Raw genomic sequence first — 26,533 nt, forward strand, 5'->3', positions numbered from 1 at the left:
GGATTTTATATGTTCAAGTATCGCATTAAAAGATCGAAGCGTTCTTGATCATTTGATTTAATTTCTTCCTCCTGAAACCTTCCGATAATTCTGTAACCAAATCGTTCTAGCGAAGCTGTAACATGAGAAACCTCTGATTTATTCAGCTTTAAAGTTACCCGAAGCATTGCCGCGTCTTTTGGGTCAGAGTTGATCGTGCTACTCAGGATTTTAACATCTTCTGATTCAATCAGGCGGCTGATTTCAGCTAACGAGTAGTCGCGCTGGTTCATTAATAAAACTAAAATAGCTCCAGGTTCTTGAACAGCGGTCGACTCCGCAAATGCGTTAATAGTATCTTCTAGTGCTATTACTCCTTGAAAAATACCGGAATCTGATAATACAGCCACTAGTTGTGATTCATGCTGTGCAGCTACTTTAATCACATCATAAAAATGCTGGTGCTCCGTTACAAAACACTGCTCTGCATCTAAATAGTATTGATTAACAGGTTTTTTGGAGTCATTTTCTTCAAGAATGATTTCTTCGTTAATAAAGCCTAGAAACCTTCCTTTTTCAATAACTGGCAGCTGATTCATCCTTAACTCTTCCATCCAAACAATGGCCTTGTGGCCGTCATCCGTCGGTTTGAGTGGGGGAATCATATGATTTATTAATTCTAATGCTACCATTTAAATGCTTTTGACATAAAACGACCGATAATCGCTTTTAGTTCTAACTAATATAGCTGGGTTCTATACAATTTCGTTAAATCTCACCCAGTTTTTCAGTATTTCAAGGCCATATTCGGTCAAAAACGCCTCGGGATGAAACTGAATTCCCCAAACTTTTAAATCTTCGGAACCTTCAAATGACATTAACTCTCCCGTCGAAGTTTTCGCTGTTGGTGTCAAAATTTTAGGTAACTCGGCAACTATTAATGAATGATATCTCACCACATTAAAAGTTAAAGGAAGGCCATCATACATATGAGAATCTGACGCCTCAATTTGCGAGATTTTACCATGCATAGGCCTTTTTGCTTTCTCAAGTTTGGCTCCAAGGTGTTGTGCAATAGCTTGATGCCCTAAACAAATGCCAATCATCGGAAGCCTCCCTAAAAATTGGGCGATAATGGGAAGTAAATTCCCCGCATCAGAAGGTTTTTCAGGTCCTGGAGACAATACAATGCCACTAAAGTCATCAGGATTCAATTGATCTAATGAGACATTGTTTCTCATCACCTTTACCTCAATTCCCAACTGATTAAAATAGTCAACCAAGTTGTAGGTAAACGAATCGTAATTATCAATGAGGAGGATCAAACAGGAGAGATTAGCTCTTTAATATTTTCCAACATTTCTTCAGCAAATGGCAGCACTACGTCCAATGCCGATATGATATTTGGGCCTAATTCTGAAAGAAATGGATATAAGACCAATTCTTCGTCTTGCCCAGGTAGATCGACACCAAAGTTGGACGTCAACCATAATATAATACTTAAACCAATGGCCCATTTCACAATACCCACAATGGCTCCTGCAAATTTATCTACTCCACCAAGTAAAGTCATGTCAACCATTTTCTTAACCATTTTGCCCAGCATATTGACTAAGAGAATTATGGCAATGAAAATGATGAGGAATGAAATGAATGGCAGTAAATGGTCAACCCCCTCGAGATATTCCGATAGATAAGACATCCCCAATTCCATTAACTTGAACCCGCCGATTATGGCCAGAACAAAAGCAAGGATACCAAAAAGCTCAAGTAACAGCCCTTTGCGATAACCCATGGCTCCGCCAAAAATCAATGGAATTAGAAGAATTACGTCGAGGGTCTTCAAACTATCCGACTAAAATAGATTTTACAATACCAGAAATCGTCTTACCATCAGCTTTTCCAGCCATAGCCTTACTTGCCATTCCCATAACCTTACCCATGTCTTGTGGACCAGTTGCCCCAACTTGTGCAATGATTTTTTCAAGCTCTACTTTAATTTCAGCTTCCGACAATTGCTTCGGTAAATACTTTTCAATAACAGCAATTTCAGCCTCCTCGGTAGAAGCTAAATCTTCCCTACCCTGATCTTTATATATCTGTGCAGAATCTTTTCTCTGTTTTACCGCCTTCATCAACAGCTTAAGTTCAGCATCTTCAGAAACATCACCAGAGCCACCCTTTTCAGTTTCGGCAAGTAGAATCATTGATTTTATTGCTCTCAAAGCCTTCAACTCGTCTTTTTGACGTGCCAACATAGCTTTCTTAATGTCTGCCTCTATCTGTACTTTTAAGCTCATCTTTTAAATATTTTCGATTTTTTAAATCATTAACTTGCGCGCAAAGTTAGGTAATAAAGGGAAATTGAATGACTAGACTGAGTGTTAACATAAATAAAGTAGCGACACTGAGAAATGCACGCGGAGGAAACAACCCAAGTGTAGTACAAGTGGCTAAAGATATAGAACGTTTCGGAGCGCAAGGTATCACTGTACACCCTCGGCCTGACGAAAGACACATTACCACCAAAGATGTCTATGATTTAAAGGAAGTCGTTACGACAGAATTCAATATTGAAGGCTACCCAGACGATCGCTTTATGAAAATTTTGGAAGAAGTAAGACCCGATCAAGCGACATTGGTACCCGATCCACCTCATGTATTGACATCTAATGCCGGTTGGGATACCGTCGAAAACGAAAAGAGCCTAACCGAAATTATCAGTAGCATTAAAGCGTTAGGGATTCGGACATCAATATTTGTAAATCCTAATGTCGAAATGGTTGAAGGAGCCTCTAAAGTCGGAACGGATAGAATAGAATTGTATACAGAAATGTATGCAACCGGTTTTCTCAAGGAGCCTTCAACTGCCATTGCTGACTATAAAGCAGCGGCACAAAAAGCAGAAGCCTTGGGCATCGGTATCAATGCTGGTCATGATTTGGACCTTAATAACTTAAAATACTTGGTGCAAGAAATTCCAATGATGGATGAAGTGAGTATTGGCCATGCGCTGATTTGCGATGCACTGTATTACGGCTTAGAAAATACTATTCAACTATACTTAAGAGAACTACAATAGATGCCTACACTAAATCATAAAGTTTACGGAGAAGGGAAACCTTTAATCATATTACACGGCTTATTTGGTTCCTTAGATAACTGGGTAACCTTAGGCAAAAAGTTCGGCGAGGACTTTAAAGTTTTCTTGGTAGACCAAAGAAATCACGGGCAATCGTTTCATGACGCTACTTTTTCATATGAAGCAATGTCTGAAGACTTATGCCAATTTATGGGTGAAATGAGCATAAACTCTGCCCATTTGATAGGTCATTCTATGGGAGGAAAAACCGTAATGGAATTTGCGAGAAAATATCCCGAAAAAGTAGACAAACTCGTTGTGGCCGATATCGGCCCAAAGTCTTATCCAGTTCACCATACGGCAATTATCAAGGCCTTTTATTCAGTGCCAATCAACACATTGAAATCGCGTAAAGAAGCAGATGAAATTCTCAGTACGCAAATAGAGGACTTTGGCATAAGGCAGTTTTTACTTAAAAACTTAGCAAGAACGGAAAATGGCTTCAAGTGGAAGATGAATTTAGATGTAATCGCTACTCAAATCGAAGAGGTAGGAAAAGGGCTTAATCAAAATGCGACTTTCAAAAAAGAATCCCTCTTTATTAGAGGTGGAAAGTCAGACTACATTCTTGATGGTGATGTCAATCTTATTCATTCAATTTTCCCAAATAGTAAAATAGCAACTGTAGAAGGCGCTGGCCACTGGTTGCACGCAGAAAAGCCAATGGATTTTTACCAACAAGTGAGAAATTTTCTGCTATGAATGATTCATTCGGAAAAATATACCTAATTCCAAGTGTTATTTCGGATAACACCCAAGATTCGGTAATTCCTCCTCATGTAAAAACTGCCATCAAAGCTTGCAACTCATTTCTGGTAGAAAATGTCAGAACCGCCAGAAGGTTCATCAGTTCTTTAAAACTTGGATTAACTATCGAAAGCCTAGAGTTCGAGATTCTTGATAAGAAAACTACCTTTGAAGATTGTGTCGATTTGATACAGCCGATCTTATCGGGAAAAACCGTCGGAGTACTCTCTGAATCTGGCTGCCCTGGCATAGCGGACCCAGGTGCTAAACTGGTTCATATTGCTCATCAGTTCGGCATACGTAGCATCCCGATAGTAGGACCATCTTCAATACTTTTGGCACTAATGGCCAGTGGCTTTAATGGACAGTCATTTGCCTTTCATGGCTACTTACCCATTGACAAAAAACAACGTCAGCAGCGCATTCGAGAATTAGAGCGGGAATCGAAAGAAAAGAACCAAACGCAAATCTTTATGGATACCCCTTATCGGAATGAGGCACTTCTGGCAGATGTCATCAAGACGGCAAGGCAAGATACTTTTTTATGTGTGGCGAGAGATATTACTGGTGAAAAGGAACTAATTCTAACCAAATCCATTAGTAAGTGGAAGCCAAACATGATCGCTTTGAAAAAAATGCCGACCATTTTCCTAATTCTAGCGAATTAGCATCTATTGAAATATGTTTTCATAATTCAATACTTACCTATATTTTTGCACCCCTAGAAAAAAATAAACTATGCCTTATTTATTTACATCAGAATCCGTTTCTGAAGGACACCCAGACAAAGTAGCTGATCAAATTTCAGACGCTTTAATCGATAACTTTTTAGCCTTCGATGCCGATTCTAAAGTAGCCTGTGAAACCCTTGTTACAACTGGCCAAGTTGTACTAGCTGGCGAAGTAAAGTCAAATACTTACTTAGACGTACAGCGGATAGCAAGAGAAACCATAGAAAGAATAGGCTATAATAAGGCGGAATATCAATTTGATAGTAAATCTTGCGGTGTACTGTCTGCTATACACGAGCAATCAGATGATATCAACAGAGGTGTGGATCGAGCTTCAAAGGAAGAGCAAGGTGCAGGTGACCAAGGTATGATGTTTGGTTACGCCTCAAAAGAAACTGAAAATTATATGCCTTTGGCTTTAGACTTATCTCATAAGATACTTAAAGTCTTAGCCGAACTAAGAAGAGAGAATAATGAAATTAAATACTTAAGGCCTGATGCCAAGTCTCAAGTAACTATAGAATATTCAGATCAAAATGTTCCACAAAGAATAGAAGCTATTGTAGTATCTACTCAGCACGATGACTTTGGAACGGATGAAGTAATGCTATCCAAAATAAGAGAGGACATTATCAATATTCTAATCCCTAGGGTAAAAGCAGATTTACCAGCGAATATTCAAGCACTTTTCAACGACCAAATTAAATACCACATCAACCCAACGGGAAAGTTTGTAATTGGAGGTCCACATGGTGACACTGGGTTGACGGGTAGAAAAATTATCGTGGATACTTACGGCGGAAAAGGAGCTCATGGAGGTGGAGCTTTTTCTGGAAAAGACCCTTCAAAGGTAGATCGTTCAGCAGCTTATGCTACTAGACATATAGCGAAAAACCTTGTTGCTGCTGGTATTGCCGACGAAGTCTTAGTACAAGTTTCTTATGCCATTGGCGTAGTCGAACCAATGGGTATTTTCATCGATACTTACGGTACAGCCAAAGTGGATTTGACTGATGGAGAAATAGCGGAAAAAGTCACAGAAATCTTCGACATGAGACCTTATGCTATCGAAACTAGGCTCAAGCTGAGAAACCCTATGTATACTGAAACCGCCGCTTATGGTCATATGGGAAGAAAATCAGAAACTGTGAAGAAAACTTTTATCAATGCCTCTGGGCAGCCTCAAGAATTTGAAGTGGAATTATTTACTTGGGAGAAACTAGACTATGTAGATAAAGTGAAAGCTGCTTTCTAGAGAAGGAAAAATTTGATTAAAAAAGGCCTCGATATTCTCGAGGCCTTTTTTGTTTTAGTGAGCTAGTAACTTTTCTTTATGTTTTTGCACCTGTCGTTTCAAGGCTTCGGTACAATGATCGGTTGCTGCTTCAAAAGATGAGCTGCTTTTAGTAGCAAAAAGTTGCTCCCCCGGTACATTTAGCTTTATCTCAACCGTTTTATTCTCAATACCCTCATTGTTCAATTTTAGTATAACTTCCGCATCAATTGTCCTATCGTAATAAGTATCTAGTTTGTCTAATTTCTTCTGAATAAAATCAATTAGTTTAACATCTGCATCGAAGTGAATGGATTGAACTTTTACTATCATGTTTTACAAATTTAAAGGGTTAATACTAAGCTTTTGGATGCGCTTGGTCAAAAACAGACTTCAGCTTTTCCAATGAATTATGTGTGTATACTTGCGTAGCAGCCAAACTACTATGACCTAATAAGTCTTTTACTGCATTTAGGTCTGCACCTTTATTCAACAGGTGAGTAGCAAAGGTATGTCGCAATACATGTGGGCTTTTCTTATCTAGTGAAGAGATATCCGTCAGATACTTCTTTACAACGCGATGAATTAACATCGGGTAAGCCTGGCTCCCACTATTGTTTACGATTAAAAATGAATTTTGGTCGTGAGAAAAGACATGATTTTTCTCATGAATATATTTTTCTATCAGTCCTAAGAGGCTTCTTGAGATCGGTATTATTCGTTCTTTATTTCTTTTCCCAAGTACTTTAATGGTAGAATTTCTTTCGTCAAGGTCAGAAGTTTTTAATCCGAGCAACTCCGCTTGACGAATACCAGTCCCATAAAAAATCTCTAAAATGAGCTGATCGCGTCTACCTTCAAACGAATCGGCAAAGACATCACTATTTAAATAATTAGAAAACTCCTGCTCGTCTGCGAAGCTAGGTAATTCCTTCTGTGTTTTAAGTGACCGCACCTTAGACGTTGGATTTTCCGTCACTTGGCCTCGGCTCACTAAAAATTTAAAAAAGGACCTAAGGCTGGCGATTTTTCTGTTTACAGTTCTAGAAGAAATACCACTATCCATTAAGGACAAAATCCAAGACCTAACCATTAACTGGGTAGCCTGGGAAAGATCTTCCGTTTTAAAATGATGGCAAATGTAGGATTGAAACTGCTCGAGATCGTTTTGGTAGGATTGTACAGTATGCTTACTGTAGCGCTTCTCGAACGAAATATATTTGAGGAAAGAATCAACCATGTTAGAACTGCGCATTACACACAGTACTAACATAGTCATTTAAAGGCAAATTTAGAACGCCTTAGTAGTTTTCTTTAGCGTACATTTTCTGCTTGTAAGCAGCCTTAATTTTCATAGTTCTGTTAGCGACAGAAGGCTTCTCGTACGCAGTTCTAGACCTAAGCTCTTTCAATACTCCCGTTTTCTCGAATTTCTTCTTGAAACGTTTAAGCGCTTTGTCAATAGATTCGTTTTCTTTTACATTAATGATGATCATAATATATTACACCTCCTCTCAATTCGGATCGCAAAGGTACAACCTTTTCTGATAATCAGATACATAAGACAAAATAAAAGACCTCTGTAAAAAGAGGTCTTTAGAGTTTTGTAGTGTTTTAAAGGCTAACTACTTCAAAATCTCTCTTGAAATTACAAGTTTTTGAATTTCAGATGTACCCTCGCCAATCGTACACAGCTTTGAATCACGGTAGTATTTCTCTACAGGATAATCTTTAGTATATCCATAGCCACCAAATATCTGCACAGCCTCTGTAGAGCATTCAACGGCACATTCCGAGGCATAATATTTTGCCATCGCGGATTCCTTAGTCATCGGCTTACCTTCATTTTTTAACTGAGCCGCCTGATGAGTCAATAATTTTGCGCTCTCAAGCTTTGTTGCCATATCGGCCAGCTTGAATGATATGCCCTGGAAATTGGATATTGGCTGATTGAATTGATGCCTTTCTTGAGAATACTTCACGGCCTCATTGAAAGCACCCTCAGCAATTCCTAAACTTAAGGCAGCGATTGAAATTCTACCACCATCAAGCACTTTCATGGATTGGATAAAACCATTCCCAACTTCACCCAAAACATTTTCTTCTGGTACTCTACAATCTTCAAAAATCATTTCAGCAGTTTCTGAAGATCTCATACCCAATTTGTCTTCTTTTTTTCCAGCCTTAAAACCCTGAGTACCACGTTCCACAACGAAAGCTGTCATTCCGTGAGAGTCTCCGACTTCACCAGTTCTGACAATCACTACGGCAATATCACCTGACTTACCATGAGTAATCCAGTTCTTAGTACCGTTAATCACCCATTCGTTACCATCTTTTTTGGCAGTAGTTTTCATATTACCAGCATCTGAACCAGTATTTGGCTCCGTCAAACCCCAAGCTCCAATCCACTCGGCAGTAGCTAATTTGGGAAGCCACCTTTTCTTTTGATCTTCATTACCAAATTGTAAAATATGCCCAGTGCATAAAGAATTATGCGCGGCTACAGATAAACCAATTCCTGGATCAAGTTTGGCAATTTCCGCTACAACAGTTATGTATTCATGGTACCCAAAACCAGAGCCTCCATACTCTTGTGGCACCAATACACCCATTAAGCCCAATTCACCAAATTCTTTGAAAATGTGAATCGGAAATTCCTGATTGTCATCCCATTTATTTCTGTATGGTGTAATCTGCCGCTCACCAAAGTCTTTGATCATATCTGCGATCATCAACTGGTTTTCATTCATCTCAAAATCCATTTCTATTATAGTTTGTCGAAAATTACTTAAAATCCACTTCCAAACAAACGTTTGTTAGGAAGAATGGTTCGTCGATAATTCTTGTCTTTCAAAGTGTTTAATAAACCACTGATCGAAGATTAAATCTTAACAGAAACCTTAATTTTACCTTTGAGACAATGAAAAGCATGAAAAAAATACTCGTAACCGGAGGAGCAGGATTTATAGGAAATCACGTGGTGCGCCTTTTTGTAAATAATTATTCAGAATATCACATCTATAATTTAGATAAGCTTACCTACGCGGGTAATCTTGAAAATCTTAAAAACATAGAAGAATCGGAGAACTATACCTTTATAAAAGGAGATATTACCGACGCTTCGTTTATCGACGATCTTTTTTCGAAATATCAGTTCGAGGCGGTTATTCACTTGGCTGCGGAATCGCATGTTGATAGATCTATTTTAGATCCGCTGGCTTTTGTCAATACCAACGTAATCGGTACGGTCAATCTCTTGAATTCAGCCAAAAAATGTTGGGATGGGAAATATGAAGGCAAGCGATTCTATCATATTTCCACTGATGAGGTATATGGTTCGCTAGGTGAGGATGGTTTGTTTACAGAAGAAACTCCCTATGATCCGCAATCTCCTTATTCGGCTTCTAAGGCAAGTTCCGATCACTTTGTAAGGGCTTACGCCAACACTTATAAAATGCCGATTGTAGTTTCAAACTGTTCCAACAATTATGGCCCAAATCAATTTCCTGAAAAGCTTTTGCCCCTTTGTATCAATAACATAAAACATAACAAGCCATTGCCAATATATGGCAAAGGAGAAAATATAAGAGATTGGCTTTATGTGGTAGATCACGCTAGAGCGATTGATACTATTTTTCACCGAGGAAATTCTGGTGAGACCTATAATATTGGTGGGATTAATGAGTGGAAAAACATCGATATCGTGCGACTATTGTGCGATATTATGGACAAAAAACTTCAAAGGGCTGAAGGGAAATCACGAGAGCTGATTACTTTCGTTAAAGACCGAGCTGGCCATGACATGAGATATGCGATAGACGCAAGTAAGATTCAGGAAGAATTAAACTGGGAGCCTTCGCTGCAATTTGAAGAGGGTCTAGAAAAAACGGTAGATTGGTACTTGGATAATACCGACTGGCTGGAGAATGTTACCTCTGGGGATTATCAAAATTATTACGCTAACCAATATCAATCATGAAAGGCATTATTCTAGCCGGAGGTTCTGGCACTAGATTACACCCATTGACCATTGCGATTAGTAAGCAGCTCATGCCTATCTATGATAAGCCTATGATCTATTATCCGCTTTCCATCCTAATGCTGGCAGGAATCAAGGATATTCTGATTATTTCGACCCCGCATGATCTGCCATTATTTAAGAAGCTTTTAGGCGATGGTAGCCGAATTGGGTGTAAGTTCACCTATGCGGAACAACCAAAACCAGAGGGCTTAGCTCAAGCTTTTATCATTGGTGAAGAGTTTATTGGAAGCGATAAAGTTGCCCTTGTGCTCGGTGATAACATCTTTTACGGATCTGGACTACCTAAGCAATTGCAAAGTAATGTTGACCCTGATGGTGGTGTTATTTACGCTTATCGCGTAAATGATCCAGAGCGCTACGGTGTAGTGGAATTTGACGATGAAATGAATGCCTTGTCAATCGAGGAGAAACCAGAAGTACCAAAGTCAAACTGGGCTATACCTGGGCTGTATTTTTATGATAACCGTGTAGTTGAGATTGCGAAAAACCTAAAACCAAGCGAACGAGGTGAGCTTGAAATTACCGATATCAACAAGGCTTACTTAGAGATGGGAACTCTTAGGGTAAGTCTAATGGACAGAGGCACGGCATGGCTAGATACAGGAACCATTCAGTCTCTCACCCAAGCCGCACAATTCGTTCAAATCTTAGAAGAAAGACAGGGAATCAAGATCTCTTGTATTGAAGAAATTGCCTTTAGAATGGGATATATTGATAAAGAACAACTTATTAAAATTGCCCTACCATTAGAGAAATCAGGTTATGGCAAGTACTTGAGAAAGCTTATTGATTAAAGTCTATTCGTTATAAAGAACGGTCATAATTACGTTGGCTACTTTTCCCAAAGTTTCCTTACTAATATTATCCATATTATCATTCTCGGTATGCCAAGCTGGCGTAAAGCCAACATCAGTACCAGGGCGATAGTCAATGATGTCGATCATCGGAATTCTGGCATCTTCATTAATGTAGACGTGATCGTCAGTGATCCTTCCAAAACCAAGCTCCATTTTGAACATGCTACCATATCCTAAACGTTCGGCAATTGACCAAACACTCTGAAGTACTCTACCGGCATTTTCTTGGGAAACAGTGTCATAATAAAAAGTCGCGTTCGGTGCACCAACCATATCTAAAAGGATTCCATAAAAGGCAGAATAGTTGGCCTTATGCTTATTCTTACTCCAGTATTGTGAACCAAGACACCACCAAGTTCGCTTATCAACCGGCAATTCTTTACTTGCCACTTCGTCGTGCTCACCCCAATCTTCACCATCGAAAAGAATAATGTCTACGCCAACATTCGGATCCGCGCTTTGGCTTAAAACTCGTGCCACTTCCAATAACACCCCAACTCCGCTAGCACCGTCATTTGCGCCGTCAATTGCAGCGTATTTATCGTCTGGACCTTGGTCAGAAAAAGGTCGAGTATCCCAATGGGCCGACAACATGATTCGTTTTTTCTTCTCCGGATAAAAAGAGGCAATAATATTCGTCAATTCGACTTTTGTACCGTCATAAACATAATCGGTGAATTCTTGCATGGTCACTGACGCACCGTAAGACTCGAACTTAGACTTCAGCCATTTAGATGTTTCTCTATGAGCATTGCTATTAGGGACTCTAGGGCCAAAATCAACCTGCCTTTGTACAAACGCATATGCAGAATCAGCACTAATTGCTGGAGCAGTCTTTAAGGGTTCAGCCTTTTTGCTATCGGAACTAGAGCTTTCACCACTTCCACAAGCACAAAGAGCTAATGAACAACAGAAAATTAAGAAGGTCTTAAAGTGTGTCATATTCGTAAGATTCTACTTCGAAAGTAACAGGCTTTTACGAAAAAAATACCTTTCCCGCTTCGTATTTGAAAAGAAATAAAATTCAGCTATTTTTGTATCACTTATTTGGAGATACTACCAGAGGGGACCGAAAGTCCCCTCTTTCTTTGTAAAAGATTATGGAAATAACGTCAAAATTGAGAGCAATCGCGGAATCCTTCTTAAAGGACGAAAGCTATTTCATTGTTGATGTTATATCCAAAGGAGTATCTGGAAGGGCCAAACACCTAATCTTACTTGATGGTGATAATGGTGTTAACATCGATGACTGTGCGTCACTGAGTCGGCAAATAGCCGCAGAAGTTGAAGCAGAGGATCTGATAGAAGGTGCATTCATATTAGAAGTGTCTTCGCCAGGGTTGGATCACCCCCTGGCATCTAAAAGACAGTTCGTTAAGAATGTCGGTAGAAGCCTGAAAGTAAGATTAAAAGATGGTACCATGCTTCAAGGTAAACTCGAAAGTGTTGATGATGAAGCAGTAGAAATCTTGAAAGAAGTAAAGGAAAAGAAAAAAGTGGTTACAGAAAAAACCGCCATTCTTTTCGATTCTATAGATAAAGCGAACGTTTTAGTGTCATTTAATTAAGAAAAATGGACAGTGGAGTATTAATCGAGTCATTCGCAGAATTTGCAAAAAGCAAAAACGTTGACCGACCAACGATGATTAGAATTCTGGAAGATGTTTTCAGAACAATGATCAGAAAGAAATATGAAGTAGATGATAACTTCGATATTGTTATCAACGCCGACAAAGGCGATTTAGAGATTTGGCGATTTAGAGAAATTGTTGATGATAACTCTGAAGATATCTGGGATTACGACAAAATCTGTTTAACTGATGCTCGAAAAATCGAGCCTGATTTCGAAATCGGTGAAGAAGTAGCAGAAGAAATCAAGTTGGTTGATTTTGGCCGAAGAGCAGTGATGACTGCGCGTCAAACCTTGATTCAGCGAATTAAAGATTTAGAAAAGGACATTCTTTACCAGAAGTACAAAGACTTAGTTGGTGAAATTATTTCAACGGAAGTTTACCAAATCCTTAGTAGAGAAGTGCTACTCATGGATAACGAGGACAACGAACTATCTATCCCTCGTAACGAGCAAATTTCTAAAGATAGATTTAGAAAAGGAGAATCTGTCCGCGCTATTGTAGACCGTGTTGACATGGTAAACGGTAGCCCGAAAATCATCCTTTCTAGAACTTCTGGAGAATTCTTGGAAAGACTTTTCGAAAGTGAAGTACCTGAAGTTTACGACGGCTTAATTACTATCAAAAAAGTAGTAAGAGAGCCTGGAGAAAGAGCCAAAGTTGCTGTAGAGTCTTACGATGATAGAATTGATCCTGTTGGTGCCTGTGTTGGTATGAAAGGTTCAAGAATTCATAGCATCGTTCGCGAATTGCAGAACGAGAATATTGACGTTATCAATTTTACTGACAACATGGAGCTTTACATTGCTAGAGCTTTAAGTCCTGCCAAAATTTCGACCATGAAAATCTTGGAAGAAGAGGGACGTGTATCGGTTTACTTGAAACCAGATCAAGTTTCTCTTGCCATTGGTAAAGGGGGACAGAATATTAAATTGGCATCTAAACTAGTTGGACTAGAAATCGACGTTTTCAGAGAGTTATCTGAGTACGAAGAGGAAGATGTTGATCTGGATGAATTTGCAGATGAAATTGATGGTTGGATCATTGATGAGCTTAAGCGTATCGGTTTAGATACTGCAAAAAGTGTCATCACACTCGAGCCAGCTGACATTGTAAAAAGAACAGACCTTGAAGAAGAAACTGTCAAGGCGCTATTCGAGATCCTAAACAAGGAGTTCGAAAAATAATAGATTTTAAAAAAACCTTAAAAAAAGGGATATTTGAGTATGTCTGAAGAAAAAATGATGAGGTTAAGCCAAGTGGCAAGAAAACTCAATGTTGGTAGAAATACTATCGTTGACTTTCTATCTGCTAAAGGTCACTCAGTAGACAGCAGTCCTAATGCTAAAATTAATGGTGAGCAATATGCATTGCTTGCTAAGGAATTTGCTGCGTCTGCCTCTGAAAAAGAGGAAGCTTCTCATCTGACTATTGGTACGAAGCATGTAGAGGATTTGGCGCCTAAAGCGCCCGCTACACCTGCTGAGCCAATTGCCGAAGCAGTGACACCTGAGCCTGAAGCGCCAAAAGAGGCGCCAAAGCCAGAACCTGCACCGGAGCCAACGCCTGAACCAGAGCCTGTTGCTGAAGAACCTGCTCCTGCAGCACCAGCAGTAGAGGAGCCAGTTGCTGAAGAAAAAGTGACTGAGCCTGATCCACAACCGGAGGCCAAAGAAGAGGCACCAAAAGAGGATAAGCCTGGTCTAAAAATTCTAGGAAAAATTGACCTAGATAAAGAAAAGAAGAAGGCTGCTCCGAAAAAGGAAGCACCAAAAGCTGAGGCAACGACTGAAGAAACTACTTTGGAAGATGCGCCTGCTGAAGAAGGAGCAGAACCTGGTAAAGTGATTGAAGCCAAAGCAGATTCTTTAAGAGGACTGAAAGTACTTGGTAAGATAAAGCTTCCTGATGCTCCGAAAAAGGCCAAGCCAGAAGCTAAAAAGCCTGGAGAAGAGACAAAAAGACCTAGAAAACGAATCCAAAGTAAGTTTGAAAGAGCAAACAAAGGTGCAGGTGGACAAGGTTCAGGAGATCAAAGAAGAGGCGGCCAACGTGGTGGTGCCAATAAGAAAAGAGTACCGAAGGAAGAGCTCACCGATAAGCAAATACAAGAGCAGATTAAAGAAACGCTCGCTCGTTTAAGCGGTGGAAAAGGCGGCGGAAAAAGTAGATCCAAATACCGTAAAGAGAAGCGTTCAGCTGTTGCAGAAGCAGCAGAAGAAAAAATGCTTCAGGATCAGGAAGATAGCAAAGTATTAAAGGTTACAGAGTTTGTTTCGGCAAGTGACCTTGCAAGTTTGATGGATGTTTCTGTCAATGATGTTATTTCTGCCTGTATGACTTTAGGTATGTTCGTTTCCATCAACCAAAGGTTAGATGCTGAGGCGATCACTATTATTGCAGACGAATTCGGCTTCGATGTTGACTTTACCACTACGGAAGAGGAAACTGACATCGCTGAAGAGAATGATAAAGAGGAAGATTTACTAGATAGGGCTCCTATTGTTACCATTATGGGTCATGTTGACCATGGTAAAACTTCACTCCTAGATTACATCCGTGAAGCAAACGTAACAGCTGGTGAGGCTGGTGGTATCACGCAGCACATTGGTGCTTATGATGTAACTACCAAAGACAATAAGCGAATTGCTTTTCTAGATACGCCAGGTCACGAAGCCTTTACGGCTATGCGTGCTCGTGGTGCTAAAATCACTGACGTTGTAATCATTGTTGTGGCGGCAGATGATAATGTAATGCCTCAAACAAAAGAGGCGATCAACCATGCCCAAGTAGCCGAGGTGCCGATCGTTATTGCGATTAACAAAATTGATAAGCCAAACGCTAACGCTGACAAAATCAAAGAAGAGCTTTCTCAAATGAATGTTCTTGTTGAAGATTGGGGAGGAAAGTATCAGTGTCAAGAAGTATCAGCCAAAACAGGTCAAGGAGTTGACGAGCTTTTGGAAAAAGTGCTTTTGGAAGCTGAATTACTTGAACTCAAAGCGAATCCAAATAAAAATGCCGTTGGTACTGTGATTGAAGCGTCTTTAGATAAAGGACGTGGTTACTTATCAACAGTAATGGTACAAGGTGGTACCATGAGAATTGGAGATGTTGTACTAGCCGGATCGCACTTTGGTAAAGTGAAAGCGATGTACGACCATAGAGGTAACCGACTGAAAGAAGTAGGCCCTGCTACACCAGTACAAATGCTTGGATTAGCAGGTGCACCGCAGGCAGGCGATAGATTCAACGTAATGGATACCGATCGGGAAGCGAGAGAAATTGCTAATAAACGTGAGCAAATTCTTCGTGAGCAAAGCGTAAGAACTAAGAAGCACATTACGCTTGACGAGATCGGAAGACGATTGGCAGTTGGTAACTTTAAGGAACTCAATGTTATCGTAAAAGGTGATGTAGATGGTTCGGTAGAGGCACTAAGTGATTCACTACTGAAACTTTCTACTGAAGAAGTTCAAGTGAACATTATTCATAAAGGAGTAGGTCAAATATCTGAATCTGATGTATTGTTAGCCACGGCTTCTGATGCGATCATTATTGGATTCCAAGTACGACCTTCTGGTGGTGCTAGAAAAATTGCCGAAACTGAGGAAATCGAGATCAGACTTTACTCAATTATCTATGATGCGATCAACGAGCTGAAAGATGCAATGGAAGGTCTACTTGAGCCAACTGAAAAAGAGGTTATCACTGGTAACATCGAGGTGAGAGAGGTTTTCAAGATTTCTAAAATTGGTACTGTTGCTGGATGTTATGTTACCGATGGAATTGTGAAGCGTAACAACCAAATCCGATTGATTAGAGACGGTATTGTTGTTTACACAGGAGACATTGGTCAACTGAAACGATTCAAAGACGATGTGGGCGAGGTGAAATCTGGTTATGAATGTGGACTGAGCATTAAGAGCTTTAATGATATTCAAATTGGCGATATCATTGAAGGGTTTGAAATACAAGAAGTGAAGCGTAAGCTATAAGCTTTTTAAAATTTATAAATTGAAACCTCGACCGAAACGTCGAGGTTTTTTTATGGGTGATATTCTTCTTTTTCTTATTCTTTTAAATGCTGCAATACTGCTACTGGGTTTGATAAGTCCTTGGCGTGCGCTTTGGTGGATGAGCAAACAGAACCGTCTGTTGGTATTGAAGTTTTATGGAAGCGGTTTGATCCTATTAACTATAATTTGGGTTTTAACAACTTAACCCTTCTCATATGGTATTTATAAGTGTGAGACCTTTCTAAAAATTATAAACTTGGATACCAATGCATCAAGTATTATCACTGCCAAGCTTAGCACAAATGGAATCCACCAAAACACACTTGATATTACTAAAGTGGCTATAGAAAGCGTAAGAGATAAAAACAATAAAGTCCATTTTGTTATAGTCCCTTTAGGAATCCAATTCAATCGACTTGTTAAAACTGAAGGAAATATCAACAAGTAGAAAACATTCAAAAAATCACTCCTGTCGACACGCGCAGAATTGACAGAGTCATAAATAAAAATACATAAGTAGACCAAGCAAAATAAATGCAAGACAAGTGCTAGAATAGCATACCCAAAACCTTCAGTCTCAAACTGGGCTCTTACGGCCTTTCGATCACCTAGAAATCTTAAAGTACCCCATACAATACCTAGAGTTTGAACACTAAAAAGCTTCAGAATCAACGTCAAAGGCAATAAAAGCAAACTATATGACAAATCACCAACAATGATTACAAGTACCGCTGAAAAAGAAATGATATTTACAAGTTTCTTCAAAAAGCTAAAAGATCCTGAGTCTAAATATCTCTCCACTGCATTGTCCATCCTAGATGCTAATCGAAAACCTCTTCTAGCCAATTCATTTTCGGGACTCAATAAAAGAACAGATCTATATATCTCCGTCGATTTTTTATAATTCTCTTTGTCATAAAATTGACTAGCGAGATTACAAATCGTAGTAATATTTTCAGGGTTTATATTTAAGTTCTCTTTAAGAATCTTATTCGCCTCTGACGGTTTATTTCGAATCGAATAAATTTGAAATAGATGATTCCGCAAAGCTTGGTTGTTTGGATTAATTGCCAATCCTCTATTGACTAATTCCAGTGCCTCATCTGTCTTTCTCTTCTTAATATAAATCGCTGCCAAACTCGTATAGATTGCGGTATCATTTGGTTCCTCCTTCAATGCATCTCTAAAACACTCTTCAGCTCTAGTATAATCAAGTCGATCATAAAAAATTAGGCCTTTCATGTGAAGGGCAAATGGAGAATTTGGCTTAATATTCAAGGCTTCAGAAGATGAGAAATCAGACATTTCTAAGTTCCCCATAAGATAACTTAGGTAAGCTTTAAGGTTCCAAAGCGATAAATTCTCAGGATAGCTCTGAATTAATACATTGAGCTGATCCAAAGCTAAATCATACTTTTTTAGCCTAATCTTTAATTTTACGGAGTCAATATTTTTATTTAAAAAAACTCGTTCCACTAATCAATCACCTTCCTTGTACGAAACACTTTACTTCCATCCATATCCGATGTGGCAAAGAGGTATTCTTCCCCTCCCTCTTTTAAATCTGTCTTTTTTCGAATTTGGGCGACCGTCATCGGGTAATTCCTAACTGTGATATTGGCTTTAGAGGCTGGAAGTATCTTTTTTAAAGCTTTCTTATTTAGTGAAACACTTTCAATTACCTCGAAAGATCTACCGGGAAAATTATCCACTAGCATATTAGACGTGTATAGATGAGAGTTTGGGTGAAGTTTAGTCAACCCATAAGCATTGGCAATAGACTTAAAGGCACCTGCTTTTAAAATACTCGCGTTTGGTTCGTATAAATAGGTATTTACACCGCCAAAATCTATCACCAAATCCTCCTCATCTTGATAGCTAAAGTCAAAACAACTTATACCATCCCCAACCAAGTTGATGCAGTTCACCTGCGCATGATCAGAAAAGCCACGTTCCAGAATAAATACCAGCTCCTTTACCTCATTATTTAAGCTCACTACGTGAACCTGAGCTACATGATCGAGGTCTCGGATAGCTCCCTTGATGTCTAACAAAGGCGATGTTTTAATCATGACCTGTTTAGACTTACTCATTAAAGTTGGCAAAAGATGAATCACATTGGGTTCGCAATCATTTAAGGCAACCACTTTTTGATTCCGATCTCCCCTTCGAGCGGGATCTAAATAGAGTAGATCAAAATCGATCGGTAAGTCTAAGAACTCGGCAGATTGCGTATGGTGAACCTGAACGTTATTCAGTCCTAATGCATTAAAATTATGTTGAGCTATCTCGGTTAAATCTGCATTTCGCTCAACATAATGACATGTTTTGAAGTTCTTTGCAAAAGCAAAAAAGTCGACTCCAAAGCCTCCTGTTAAATCAGCCATCGTACTACCTTCTTTGACCAAGTCAGCTTTATAGGATGCTGTCTGTTCGGAAGAACATTGCTCCATTGAAATCAAGGGTGGATAAACAATACCAGTAGCATCAAACCAGGTCGGAAGTTTTTTACGAGCCTTTCGTTTGGATTGAATTTGAGATACAATCTCTTTCATAGGCCAACCGGAATACTTCCCGGCTTGGAGCATGAGCGCTGCTGGATCATCATTTAGATGATCTTGGATGAACTGTTGTATCTCGGGATTACTAAGTGCCTGAATCAAGCCTCTTGCATTTGGCGCTGCAAGTATTCCACAATTTGCACAGCATTAGTTGCTGCACCTTTTCTCAAGTTATCGGCAACCACCCACATGTTTAAGGTATTGGGCTGGCTTTCATCACGTCTGAGCCGTCCCACAAAAACTTCGTCCTTCTTATGAGCCGTTAATGGCATTGGGTAAAGATTTTCGGCAGGATTATCTTGAACAATCACACCTTCTGTGGCAGTCAAAAGGGACCTAACTTCATATAAATCGAAATCTTCCTTAAACTCGACGTTTAAAGCTTCCGAATGACCTCCCATAGTCGGAATTCGCACAGTCGTAGCAGTCAACGCGATGGTTTGATCGTCAAAGATCTTTTTGGTCTCATTGATCATTTTCATTTCCTCTTTTGTGTAGCCATTCTCTTGGAATACATCTATATGAGGTAATGCATTTTGATCAATCTTGTGCGGATAACACATCTCACCATCCACACCGTTTCGCTCATTCATCATTTGATCAACAGCGGCTTTTCCAGAACCCGTTACAGATTGGTAAGTGGACACAACAATTCGTTTGATGCCATATCTTTTCCTCAAAGGTTCGAGTGCTACTACCATTTGAATGGTGGAGCAGTTAGGATTGGCAATAATTTTATCATCTGGCCCCAAGCTGTCCGCGTTGATCTCAGGAACGATTAGTTTATGATCTGGACTCATTCTCCAAGCCGAAGAATTGTCCACAACTGTAGTACCAACCTCAGCGAACTCTGGTGCCCATTCTAGTGATGTACCTCCACCGGCAGAAAATATGGCGAAGTCAGGCGCTACCGCTACGGCTTCTTCCATTGTCATAAGTGTGTATTCCTTGCCCTTAAATGTCTTCTTAGAACCTGCTGATCTGGCAGAAGCTACCAAAAACAACTCATCAAATTGAACATTTCTCTCCTCTAGCACTTCTAGGATTTCTCCACCTACTAGCCCTGTGGCACCTACAACAGCAATTCTCATTTCAAAATTTCTTAAGCCGATAACCTTACTTGATTATCTTCTGCAAATATACATTTAAGTGCTTTTAACAGCTTTCCGACGGTAAAAAGTTTCCATTAGAATGGCTCTATACCTATATAATAAATCGAATTTTATACTACACTTTATTGTTTAATAAAATAATTCTGGTCACATTATAAATTAATATAAACTTATTTTATATGTTTTTTTAAGTAAAATAATTTGAAATGAAATTGTACACCACGCTTTTGTTGGTTGTATTTGCTACTACATTACATGCGCAAATCAGTGAAACACCTCATTTCGAAAGCTTTGAAAACACCTTTACTGTTGGCTCTAACATCTCTTTTATATCCAATTGGATTGGGAATGAGGTAACAGCCTCCAGAAAAATTTATCAAGGAACCGATGCCCATACGGGAGACAAATCCTTAAATATAATCCCCACATCGAGCTTCAAAGGCGAGATATTGGTAAACTTAGACCTAACCGACAATGAAAACACAAGCATCAGTTTTTATGCAAAGTCAAAACAAAATGGCGCATCGAGTTCAGACCGGCCAGCGATTTTAAGCATATCTACTTCAACCGATGGTGGATTGTCTTACTCATATGAAAGGCAGATCGGAGAAGATTCAACCTTCCCCAATAGCAATAACGCTAGTTTTCAAAAATTTAGTTACGACCTGCCCATAGAAGCATCCGACAATAAGGACGTAATTATCAAAATTATGGTGGAAAGAGGGTCTGGTCAAGGCTCTTCGGCCATCCTCGTTATTGATGACTTTTTAATTGAAGAAAAAGTACCTGAACTAAGAATCAATAAGCTCAGCGCAAGAAGCAAAGACACTTTAGAAATAGCCTTCAACCAGGAAGTGTCAAGGGTTTCTATTGAGGACACTTCAAATTATGTCTTAAGCCATGGGCTATCAGTCGTCGGTGCTACACAATTTAGCGGAAACGCTGCCTATCTATTAGTTAATAAACCACTGGTCAATAATACATACAATCTGGTAGCCCATCGGATACAGAGTGCTATTACTAACATCATCACCGATAGCTTAAGTGCTCAGGTTAAGTTTGAAACACCAACAACAACCAGAGCGATTGTAATCAATGAGATTTTTGCCGATCCTGTTGGCACTTACGCTCCCTCAGAAGAATTTTTACCCACTGAAAGCAGTGCGGAGTTTGTTGAATTATACAACTCAACTAATCGAGCCATTGATATTACTGGTTTTGAGCTTTCGGGTAGTACAATTGATTCTATGATTCTCGAAAGCAATAGCTATGTCATAGTTACGGCGACCGCGAACCTCAATACCTATCGCGAATTTGGCGCTACTGTGGGTGTCAATTCATGGAACACACTCAGCAACAGTGGAGAAGCTATCACTCTAAAAGATAACCTTGGCAATCTTTTGGACAGCTTAGTTTATGATCTGAATTGGTACCAGGATGGAGAAAAATCGGCGGGCGGTTGGTCCCTCGAGCAGGTTAATCCAGAACTACCCTGTAGCGATGCTAACAACTGGAACTCCGCTATTAATAATGGCGGAGCAACACCAGGTAGAACTAATAGCCGGTATAACATTTTACCCGATACAATACCCCCATTCATTACGGCAGTAGAAATACTAACGCCTATCCAAATCCAGGTTCAATTTAACGAACCAATGGATATCAATTCATTGTCTTTCGGTACCTATTCAATCACGAATCAAGACTTAATATGGTCGGTAAACGAAGTTACCCCTGAAATAAAAACCGTCGATTTAACCTTGAGTGATACGCTCATCTCTAATCAAGAGTATAGCATCGAAGTCTCTGGTGTTAGCGATTGTTCGGGAAATATATTGGCATCGTCCACGCTGAAATTTTTCTTTGACAATCAGCCTCCACTGCTAGAATATGTGAGTCTAAGAGATACTACTCATCTTGACCTTATTTTCAATGAACCCCTAGGATTTCAAGCCGCCGCAGAATTAAGTAATTACCTAATTGAGCCATCTTACACGAGCGTGATAAAGGCGGTCAGAGAAGACAACAAACCAAACAGGGTTAGCCTTGAACTCGATGCTGCGCTGAAAAAAGATTCTATTTATCAATTCTCTTTCCGAAACATTAGTGATACTCTAGGAAATAACCTCGACTTGGCATCAACTAGCTTTAAATTCGAAGATCGCCTTGATACAATTCTCCTTATATCGGATAAACTGCTCGACTTAGTATTCAAAGACCCGATCGATAAAACCCAAGCTGAGCAAGTTGAAAATTACACTTTGAACCGAGATATAGCCCACCCGATCGTCGCGATCATTGACGCCGATACTAGCAACATTGTCCATCTTATTTTTGATAACGCCTTTCCCCAAAACAAGCCGATAATAGCATCATTTGATAACCTGAAAGACGATAACCTTAACCATTTACAAGCACTGAATAGGTCTTTCATTTATGATACTGATGACCCAAATGTAGATTCAATAACCATGTTGAATGCCCACGAATTACAGCTATTCTTTGATGAACAAATCGATATAATATCTGCTGAAAGCCTGAGTAGCTATCAGCTTAATAGTAACTCAGAGCCTGTCCGAGCAAGCTTATCCCCTATCAAGAGGTCCGTCACTATTTATTTTGAGGATGCTTTCGAACCAGAGAGCTCCAATGTTTTAAGCGTGAAAAATGTGGCCGATTTATGGGGTAACGCCATGACAAGCACGAGAAATTTTGAATTCGTTTATGACAAACTCGCCCCTAGGTTGATTTCCATTGACGTTTTAACACCGAAGATATTAAAGGTGGGTTTTTCTGAACCACTTGAAAAAATAATAGCGGAAAACGTATCGAATTATCGTATTGATAATGACATAGGAAATCCGAGCGTTGCTACGCTTTCTCAGCGAGATCAAAATATTCTTTTCTTAGAATTTGAAGGTGTAGGTAACAATTTGATCAATACCTTGAGTATAACCAATCTAACTGACCTCAAGGGAAATTCGATAGAAAATAGCCTAACTACTTCCTTTTCATCTATGGTTCCAAAGCTAGGACAAATCAAAGTCTTAAGCGATCGGCAGGTAGCACTACAATTCACTAAACCAATTAAACAGTCTTCATCGTCCGCGTTACAGAACTATATTGTAGGCAATGATCTGACACTTTTTAGTATTTCCCACGACTCGATTGATCATTCTAGAATACTTTTAAACTTCGGCCAGAAAATACTTCCCGACACTGACCACGGCCTAAAAATTAGTGGCTTGGAAGATACTTATGGTAATCAATTCATCGACCTAGACACGACATTCTCTTACAGCAACCCCGTCGAAAGGATCGAAATCCTCAGTAAAAACTCTATAAATATCTCTTTTCGTGATCAGCTGGGAAAAGTAAACACGGAATTGATTAACAACTTTCTAATCGATCAATCAATAGGGAATCCGTTGCTCGCAGAATTAGATGTCGAAAACCAAAAGGACATAGTATTATTCTTTGAAAAGCCGCTAATAGATAATCAATCTTATACCCTACAATTGACCAATCTAAGAGATGAATTTGACGAGAAATTGCCAGATATCTCCATCGATTTTAATTATGATGTAACTGCTCCAAAGATAGCGTCAGTCAGTTCCATTTATCTAAATCAAGTAGCTGTAACCTTCAATGAACCTGTTGATTTAAACACGGCAGAAACGACTAATCATTATACGCTAAATGGTTCTGTTGGCCCCATAGAGGTTACCCTAGACGAAGCACAAATAATCGCGTTGTTAACCTTCGAAAATGAATTGGCACATGATAGTTCATACACCTTAAGTGTTAAACGAGTCAAGGATAAGCACAATAATCAGCTAGATAGTGTGGACGTTGAATTCGTTCATACTAAGCCATACCTACCTGATTTTAGAGAAATTGTGATTAATGAAGTCCTTTTTGAGCCAAATTCAGAATCAAACCTTCCCAACCATGAGTTTGTAGAGCTCTATAATAAGGGCACAAAATCTATACTGTTAACTGACTTTATTTTAACCGATGGGAGCGACACCGCCCAACTACCAAGTCTAGCGTTAGAAAGTCGAGATTACATGATCGTCACAACAAATTCAGGGGAATCGTCCTATTTGGAATACGGCACAACTATCGGAATTACAGACTTTCCGAACCTATCGAACAATGGTGAGACGCTCTGGTTTCTCGATCGCAATGGGGCTATTATTGATTCGGTTTCATTTTCTCGAGCGTCCTATAATGATACAGTCAGAAACAGCAGCGGATACTCTTTGGAGCTAATAAACCCCGATAAACCATGTTTTGACCAACTTAATTATGGTGCTTCCAGATCGCTTACCAGAGGCTCACCAGGGAGACAAAACAGTATTTTTAACAATGATTTAGATATTGAAGCTCCTCAGGTAACCCAATTCAAAGAACTTAGCCGGACTAGGCTTTTATTAAACTTCAACGAGGGCATTGATATTGCCACATTTCAGCCAGCCAACTTTCAATTAAGTTATGACAATCCTATCGCGTATATAGACTCTATTAGCACTTTTGGAAAACAGATTGTACTCAACCTTTCAGAACCATTTATGAAAGGTGCTCCCCTTGGACTGAACGTTTCAAACATCAGGGATTGTACAGGCAACACATTAGCCGACACTACCCTTGTCTTCTTTCACGGAATTGAACCTAACCCTGCCGATCTTGTCATTACCGAAGTGATGGTAAACCCTACGCCTAGCCAAGGTCTTCCAGAAACAGAGTACGTGGAATTATTAAATACAAGCGAAAAAATCATATCCACCGAAGGCCTCTTTCTAGCCGATGCCACTAGTTCGACTGAACTGTTAAGATATGATCTGAAACCTCATGAATACCTTGTATTATTACCACAAAGTGCTGTCGAACGCTATCAAGATTTAGCAAATAAATTAGCTGCTAATGATTGGCCAAGTTTAAACAACACGGCAGATCAAGTCTCGATTTATAAACGATCGGGAGAAGAAATCTCGAGTGTAAACTATTCAAATGATTGGTATCGAGATGAGGTGAAAGCTTCGGGCGGATTCTCTCTAGAGATGATAGACCCAGCGTTTCCTTGTTTACTTGAATCTAATTGGACGGCATCTCAAAGCACAGTTGGGGGTACACCCGGATTAGTTAATTCAGTCAACGGAGATAACCCTGATAATACTGGACCCAAGTTAGTGAGTGCTGTTTCACTCAATCCTTCCTCCATCCAAATAGATTTTGATGAAAAAATTGATCTCGAAAGCGTAGATATAGAGAACTTTGCGATCGACGCTGACATTTCCTTCATAGCGGCCGTACCAAACATCAATCAAAATTCAATAGTACTCACCACCTCTGAAGATCTCGCTAAAAACTCCGTTTATACGCTGAGTATTGCACATATCACAGATTGTTCGGGTAACCTTATCCATACCGACCATAATCAAATCGACCTGATCATTGCTGGAGAATCTGATCCTCAAGATATCATCATCAATGAAATACTTTTCAACCCTACTACTGGTGGTGTGAGGTTCATTGAGATTTACAATCAATCAGAAAAGTACCTTAACCTGAAAAATTGGGTGCTTGGCGGATCATCTAATCAAGTACCTCTAACAGACCAGAACTATTTTATAGCGCCTTATACCTTTCATTTAGTAACCGATGATGGGGCCATATTATTGAGTAAATATCCAAATGCTGTTTTGGAAAACCTTATCGAAGTACGCTCCTTGCCAAGCTTTCCATCTGACGAGGGAGAAGTCTTTTTACTGAACCAGAATAGTTTGGAGATTGACCAATTCGCTTATGACGAAGCATATCACTCTCCTTTCCTGAATATATTAGATGGTGTTTCACTAGAACGGCTGAGTTTTAGTTCCCATTCAAATGATCCTAACAATTGGTTTTCAGCTTCGGCGACCGAAAACTTTGCAACACCAGGGTATGAGAATTCACAAGTCATAAGAATTAATACGAGTAATCAGAAACTTCGTGTAGAGCCGATGACTTTCGCGCCAGAAATACCAGGCGCAAATAATTTTACCACAATGACCTACAGCTTTGAAACCCCAGGAAATCTTATAGACCTAAAAATCATTTCCTCCAATGGTCTGCTGATAAAACACTTAGTCAAAAACACCCTAGTGGGGGCCGAGGGATTCTTCAAATGGGATGGCTCAAATGATTCAGGGCAGAAGGCTCGTGTGGGATATTACATGGTACTCTGTAAAGTAATCAGTACCAATGGTGAGGTGGATATCATCACGAACAAAGTGGCCATTGGTCGGTAAGCTTTCGTTTAGATTAAGTCTTAATAAGAATATTGCAACATAAGACAGTTTTATTTCGTGAACATGAGTATAGAGCAAAACTTATTTTATGCAATCGTTATATATGGACGAGTATTATCTGTATATTAAGGTACTGACCGAAT

Annotated in this window: 22 protein-coding genes; 10 read left to right on the plus strand and 12 right to left on the minus strand. The window is 39.5% G+C overall.

Annotated features, from left to right (window positions below):
• Positions 1–5: 5 nt before the first annotated feature.
• The 4 genes from BFP71_RS03965 to BFP71_RS03980 form a co-directional block, all read right to left on the minus strand.
• The gene (locus BFP71_RS03965) at positions 6–644 is read right to left on the minus strand and encodes a CBS domain-containing protein (RefSeq protein WP_245701813.1); all 639 of its coding nucleotides are present in this window, start codon (positions 642–644) and stop codon (positions 6–8) included.
• A gap of 90 nt (positions 645–734) precedes the next feature.
• A complete protein-coding gene (locus BFP71_RS03970; protein ID WP_069834136.1) occupies positions 735–1,304 on the minus strand; it encodes an anthranilate synthase component II in 570 nt (189 codons plus the stop codon).
• Positions 1,301–1,825 carry a CvpA family protein gene (locus BFP71_RS03975; RefSeq protein WP_069834137.1) on the minus strand — a complete coding sequence of 175 codons (525 nt, stop codon included), beginning with the start codon at positions 1,823–1,825 and terminating at the stop codon, positions 1,301–1,303. The genes BFP71_RS03970 and BFP71_RS03975 overlap by 4 nt, the downstream gene beginning before the upstream one ends.
• A gap of 1 nt (position 1,826) precedes the next feature.
• The gene (locus BFP71_RS03980) at positions 1,827–2,279 is read right to left on the minus strand and encodes a GatB/YqeY domain-containing protein (RefSeq protein WP_069834138.1); all 453 of its coding nucleotides are present in this window, start codon (positions 2,277–2,279) and stop codon (positions 1,827–1,829) included.
• A 68-nt stretch (positions 2,280–2,347) separates the two neighbouring features.
• Here BFP71_RS03980 and BFP71_RS03985 point away from each other — a divergent pair, with 68 nt between their 5' ends.
• The 4 genes from BFP71_RS03985 (at position 2,348) to metK (ending at position 5,854) form a co-directional block, all read left to right on the plus strand.
• Positions 2,348–3,061: a pyridoxine 5'-phosphate synthase gene (locus tag BFP71_RS03985; protein WP_069834139.1), complete on the plus strand. Its 714-nt coding sequence runs from the start codon at positions 2,348–2,350 to the stop codon at positions 3,059–3,061.
• Positions 3,062–3,823 (plus strand): alpha/beta fold hydrolase, encoded by a 762-nt coding sequence (locus tag BFP71_RS03990; protein ID WP_069834140.1) that lies wholly within the window; start codon positions 3,062–3,064, stop codon positions 3,821–3,823. It abuts the gene before it with no gap.
• The gene (locus tag BFP71_RS03995) at positions 3,820–4,536 is read left to right on the plus strand and encodes an SAM-dependent methyltransferase (RefSeq protein ID WP_069834141.1); all 717 of its coding nucleotides are present in this window, start codon (positions 3,820–3,822) and stop codon (positions 4,534–4,536) included. The genes BFP71_RS03990 and BFP71_RS03995 overlap by 4 nt, the downstream gene beginning before the upstream one ends.
• 70 nt (positions 4,537–4,606) lie before the next feature.
• The gene (gene metK, locus BFP71_RS04000; protein WP_069834142.1) at positions 4,607–5,854 is read left to right on the plus strand and encodes a methionine adenosyltransferase; all 1,248 of its coding nucleotides are present in this window, start codon (positions 4,607–4,609) and stop codon (positions 5,852–5,854) included.
• A gap of 54 nt (positions 5,855–5,908) precedes the next feature.
• Here the strand turns inward: metK and hpf are convergent, their stop codons facing one another.
• The 4 genes from hpf to BFP71_RS04020 all read right to left on the minus strand — a co-directional run bounded on the left by hpf (position 5,909) and on the right by BFP71_RS04020 (position 8,637).
• On the minus strand, positions 5,909–6,205 hold the full coding sequence (gene hpf / locus BFP71_RS04005) for a ribosome hibernation-promoting factor, HPF/YfiA family (RefSeq protein ID WP_069834143.1): 297 nt from the start codon (positions 6,203–6,205) through the stop codon (positions 5,909–5,911).
• Between the two features lie 25 nt (positions 6,206–6,230).
• Complete coding sequence (locus BFP71_RS04010) at positions 6,231–7,151, minus strand: tyrosine-type recombinase/integrase (RefSeq protein ID WP_317040705.1); 921 nt, start codon at positions 7,149–7,151, stop codon at positions 6,231–6,233.
• A 22-nt stretch (positions 7,152–7,173) separates the two neighbouring features.
• The gene (gene rpsU / locus BFP71_RS04015; RefSeq protein ID WP_069834144.1) at positions 7,174–7,368 is read right to left on the minus strand and encodes a 30S ribosomal protein S21; all 195 of its coding nucleotides are present in this window, start codon (positions 7,366–7,368) and stop codon (positions 7,174–7,176) included.
• A gap of 129 nt (positions 7,369–7,497) precedes the next feature.
• On the minus strand, positions 7,498–8,637 hold the full coding sequence (locus BFP71_RS04020; protein WP_069834145.1) for an acyl-CoA dehydrogenase family protein: 1,140 nt from the start codon (positions 8,635–8,637) through the stop codon (positions 7,498–7,500).
• 167 nt (positions 8,638–8,804) lie between these two features.
• On the opposite strand from BFP71_RS04020, the gene rfbB reads away from it, so the two are divergent.
• Positions 8,805–9,854: a dTDP-glucose 4,6-dehydratase gene (gene rfbB, locus BFP71_RS04025; protein WP_069834567.1), complete on the plus strand. Its 1,050-nt coding sequence runs from the start codon at positions 8,805–8,807 to the stop codon at positions 9,852–9,854.
• Entirely contained in the window at positions 9,851–10,711 is an 861-nt protein-coding gene (gene rfbA, locus BFP71_RS04030) for a glucose-1-phosphate thymidylyltransferase RfbA (RefSeq protein ID WP_069834146.1), read from the plus strand. Before rfbB ends, rfbA begins: the two co-directional genes overlap by 4 nt.
• 3 nt (positions 10,712–10,714) lie before the next feature.
• Here the strand turns inward: rfbA and BFP71_RS04035 are convergent, their stop codons facing one another.
• Positions 10,715–11,716 (minus strand): M28 family peptidase, encoded by a 1,002-nt coding sequence (locus tag BFP71_RS04035; RefSeq protein WP_069834147.1) that lies wholly within the window; start codon positions 11,714–11,716, stop codon positions 10,715–10,717.
• Positions 11,717–11,874: 158 nt separating this feature from the next.
• Between BFP71_RS04035 and BFP71_RS04040 the strand changes: the two genes are divergently transcribed.
• From BFP71_RS04040 to infB, 3 genes are read left to right on the plus strand one after another with little or no spacing between them, the layout of a single operon-like run.
• On the plus strand, positions 11,875–12,342 hold the full coding sequence (locus BFP71_RS04040) for a ribosome maturation factor RimP (protein ID WP_069834148.1): 468 nt from the start codon (positions 11,875–11,877) through the stop codon (positions 12,340–12,342).
• 5 nt (positions 12,343–12,347) lie between these two features.
• Positions 12,348–13,592 (plus strand): transcription termination factor NusA, encoded by a 1,245-nt coding sequence (gene nusA / locus BFP71_RS04045; protein ID WP_069834149.1) that lies wholly within the window; start codon positions 12,348–12,350, stop codon positions 13,590–13,592.
• Positions 13,593–13,631: 39 nt separating this feature from the next.
• Positions 13,632–16,403, plus strand: coding sequence for a translation initiation factor IF-2 (gene infB / locus BFP71_RS04050; protein ID WP_069834150.1), 2,772 nt, complete (start codon positions 13,632–13,634; stop codon positions 16,401–16,403).
• Between the two features lie 243 nt (positions 16,404–16,646).
• Here the strand turns inward: infB and BFP71_RS04055 are convergent, their stop codons facing one another.
• From BFP71_RS04055 to BFP71_RS04065, 3 genes are all read right to left on the minus strand, one after another.
• Complete coding sequence (locus BFP71_RS04055) at positions 16,647–17,744, minus strand: tetratricopeptide repeat protein (RefSeq protein ID WP_141719667.1); 1,098 nt, start codon at positions 17,742–17,744, stop codon at positions 16,647–16,649.
• Positions 17,745–17,899: 155 nt separating this feature from the next.
• Entirely contained in the window at positions 17,900–19,087 is a 1,188-nt protein-coding gene (locus tag BFP71_RS04060; protein ID WP_069834152.1) for a THUMP-like domain-containing protein, read from the minus strand.
• Positions 19,084–20,076, minus strand: a complete 993-nt coding sequence (locus BFP71_RS04065) for an aspartate-semialdehyde dehydrogenase (RefSeq protein ID WP_069834153.1) — start codon at positions 20,074–20,076, stop codon at positions 19,084–19,086. Before BFP71_RS04065 ends, BFP71_RS04060 begins: the two co-directional genes overlap by 4 nt.
• A gap of 227 nt (positions 20,077–20,303) precedes the next feature.
• Between BFP71_RS04065 and BFP71_RS04070 the strand changes: the two genes are divergently transcribed.
• On the plus strand, positions 20,304–26,390 hold the full coding sequence (locus tag BFP71_RS04070) for a lamin tail domain-containing protein (RefSeq protein ID WP_069834154.1): 6,087 nt from the start codon (positions 20,304–20,306) through the stop codon (positions 26,388–26,390).
• Positions 26,391–26,533: the final 143 nt, after the last annotated feature.

The sequence above is a fragment of the Roseivirga misakiensis genome, assembly GCF_001747105.1.
Taxonomy (GTDB): Bacteria; Bacteroidota; Bacteroidia; order Cytophagales; family Cyclobacteriaceae; genus Roseivirga; species Roseivirga misakiensis.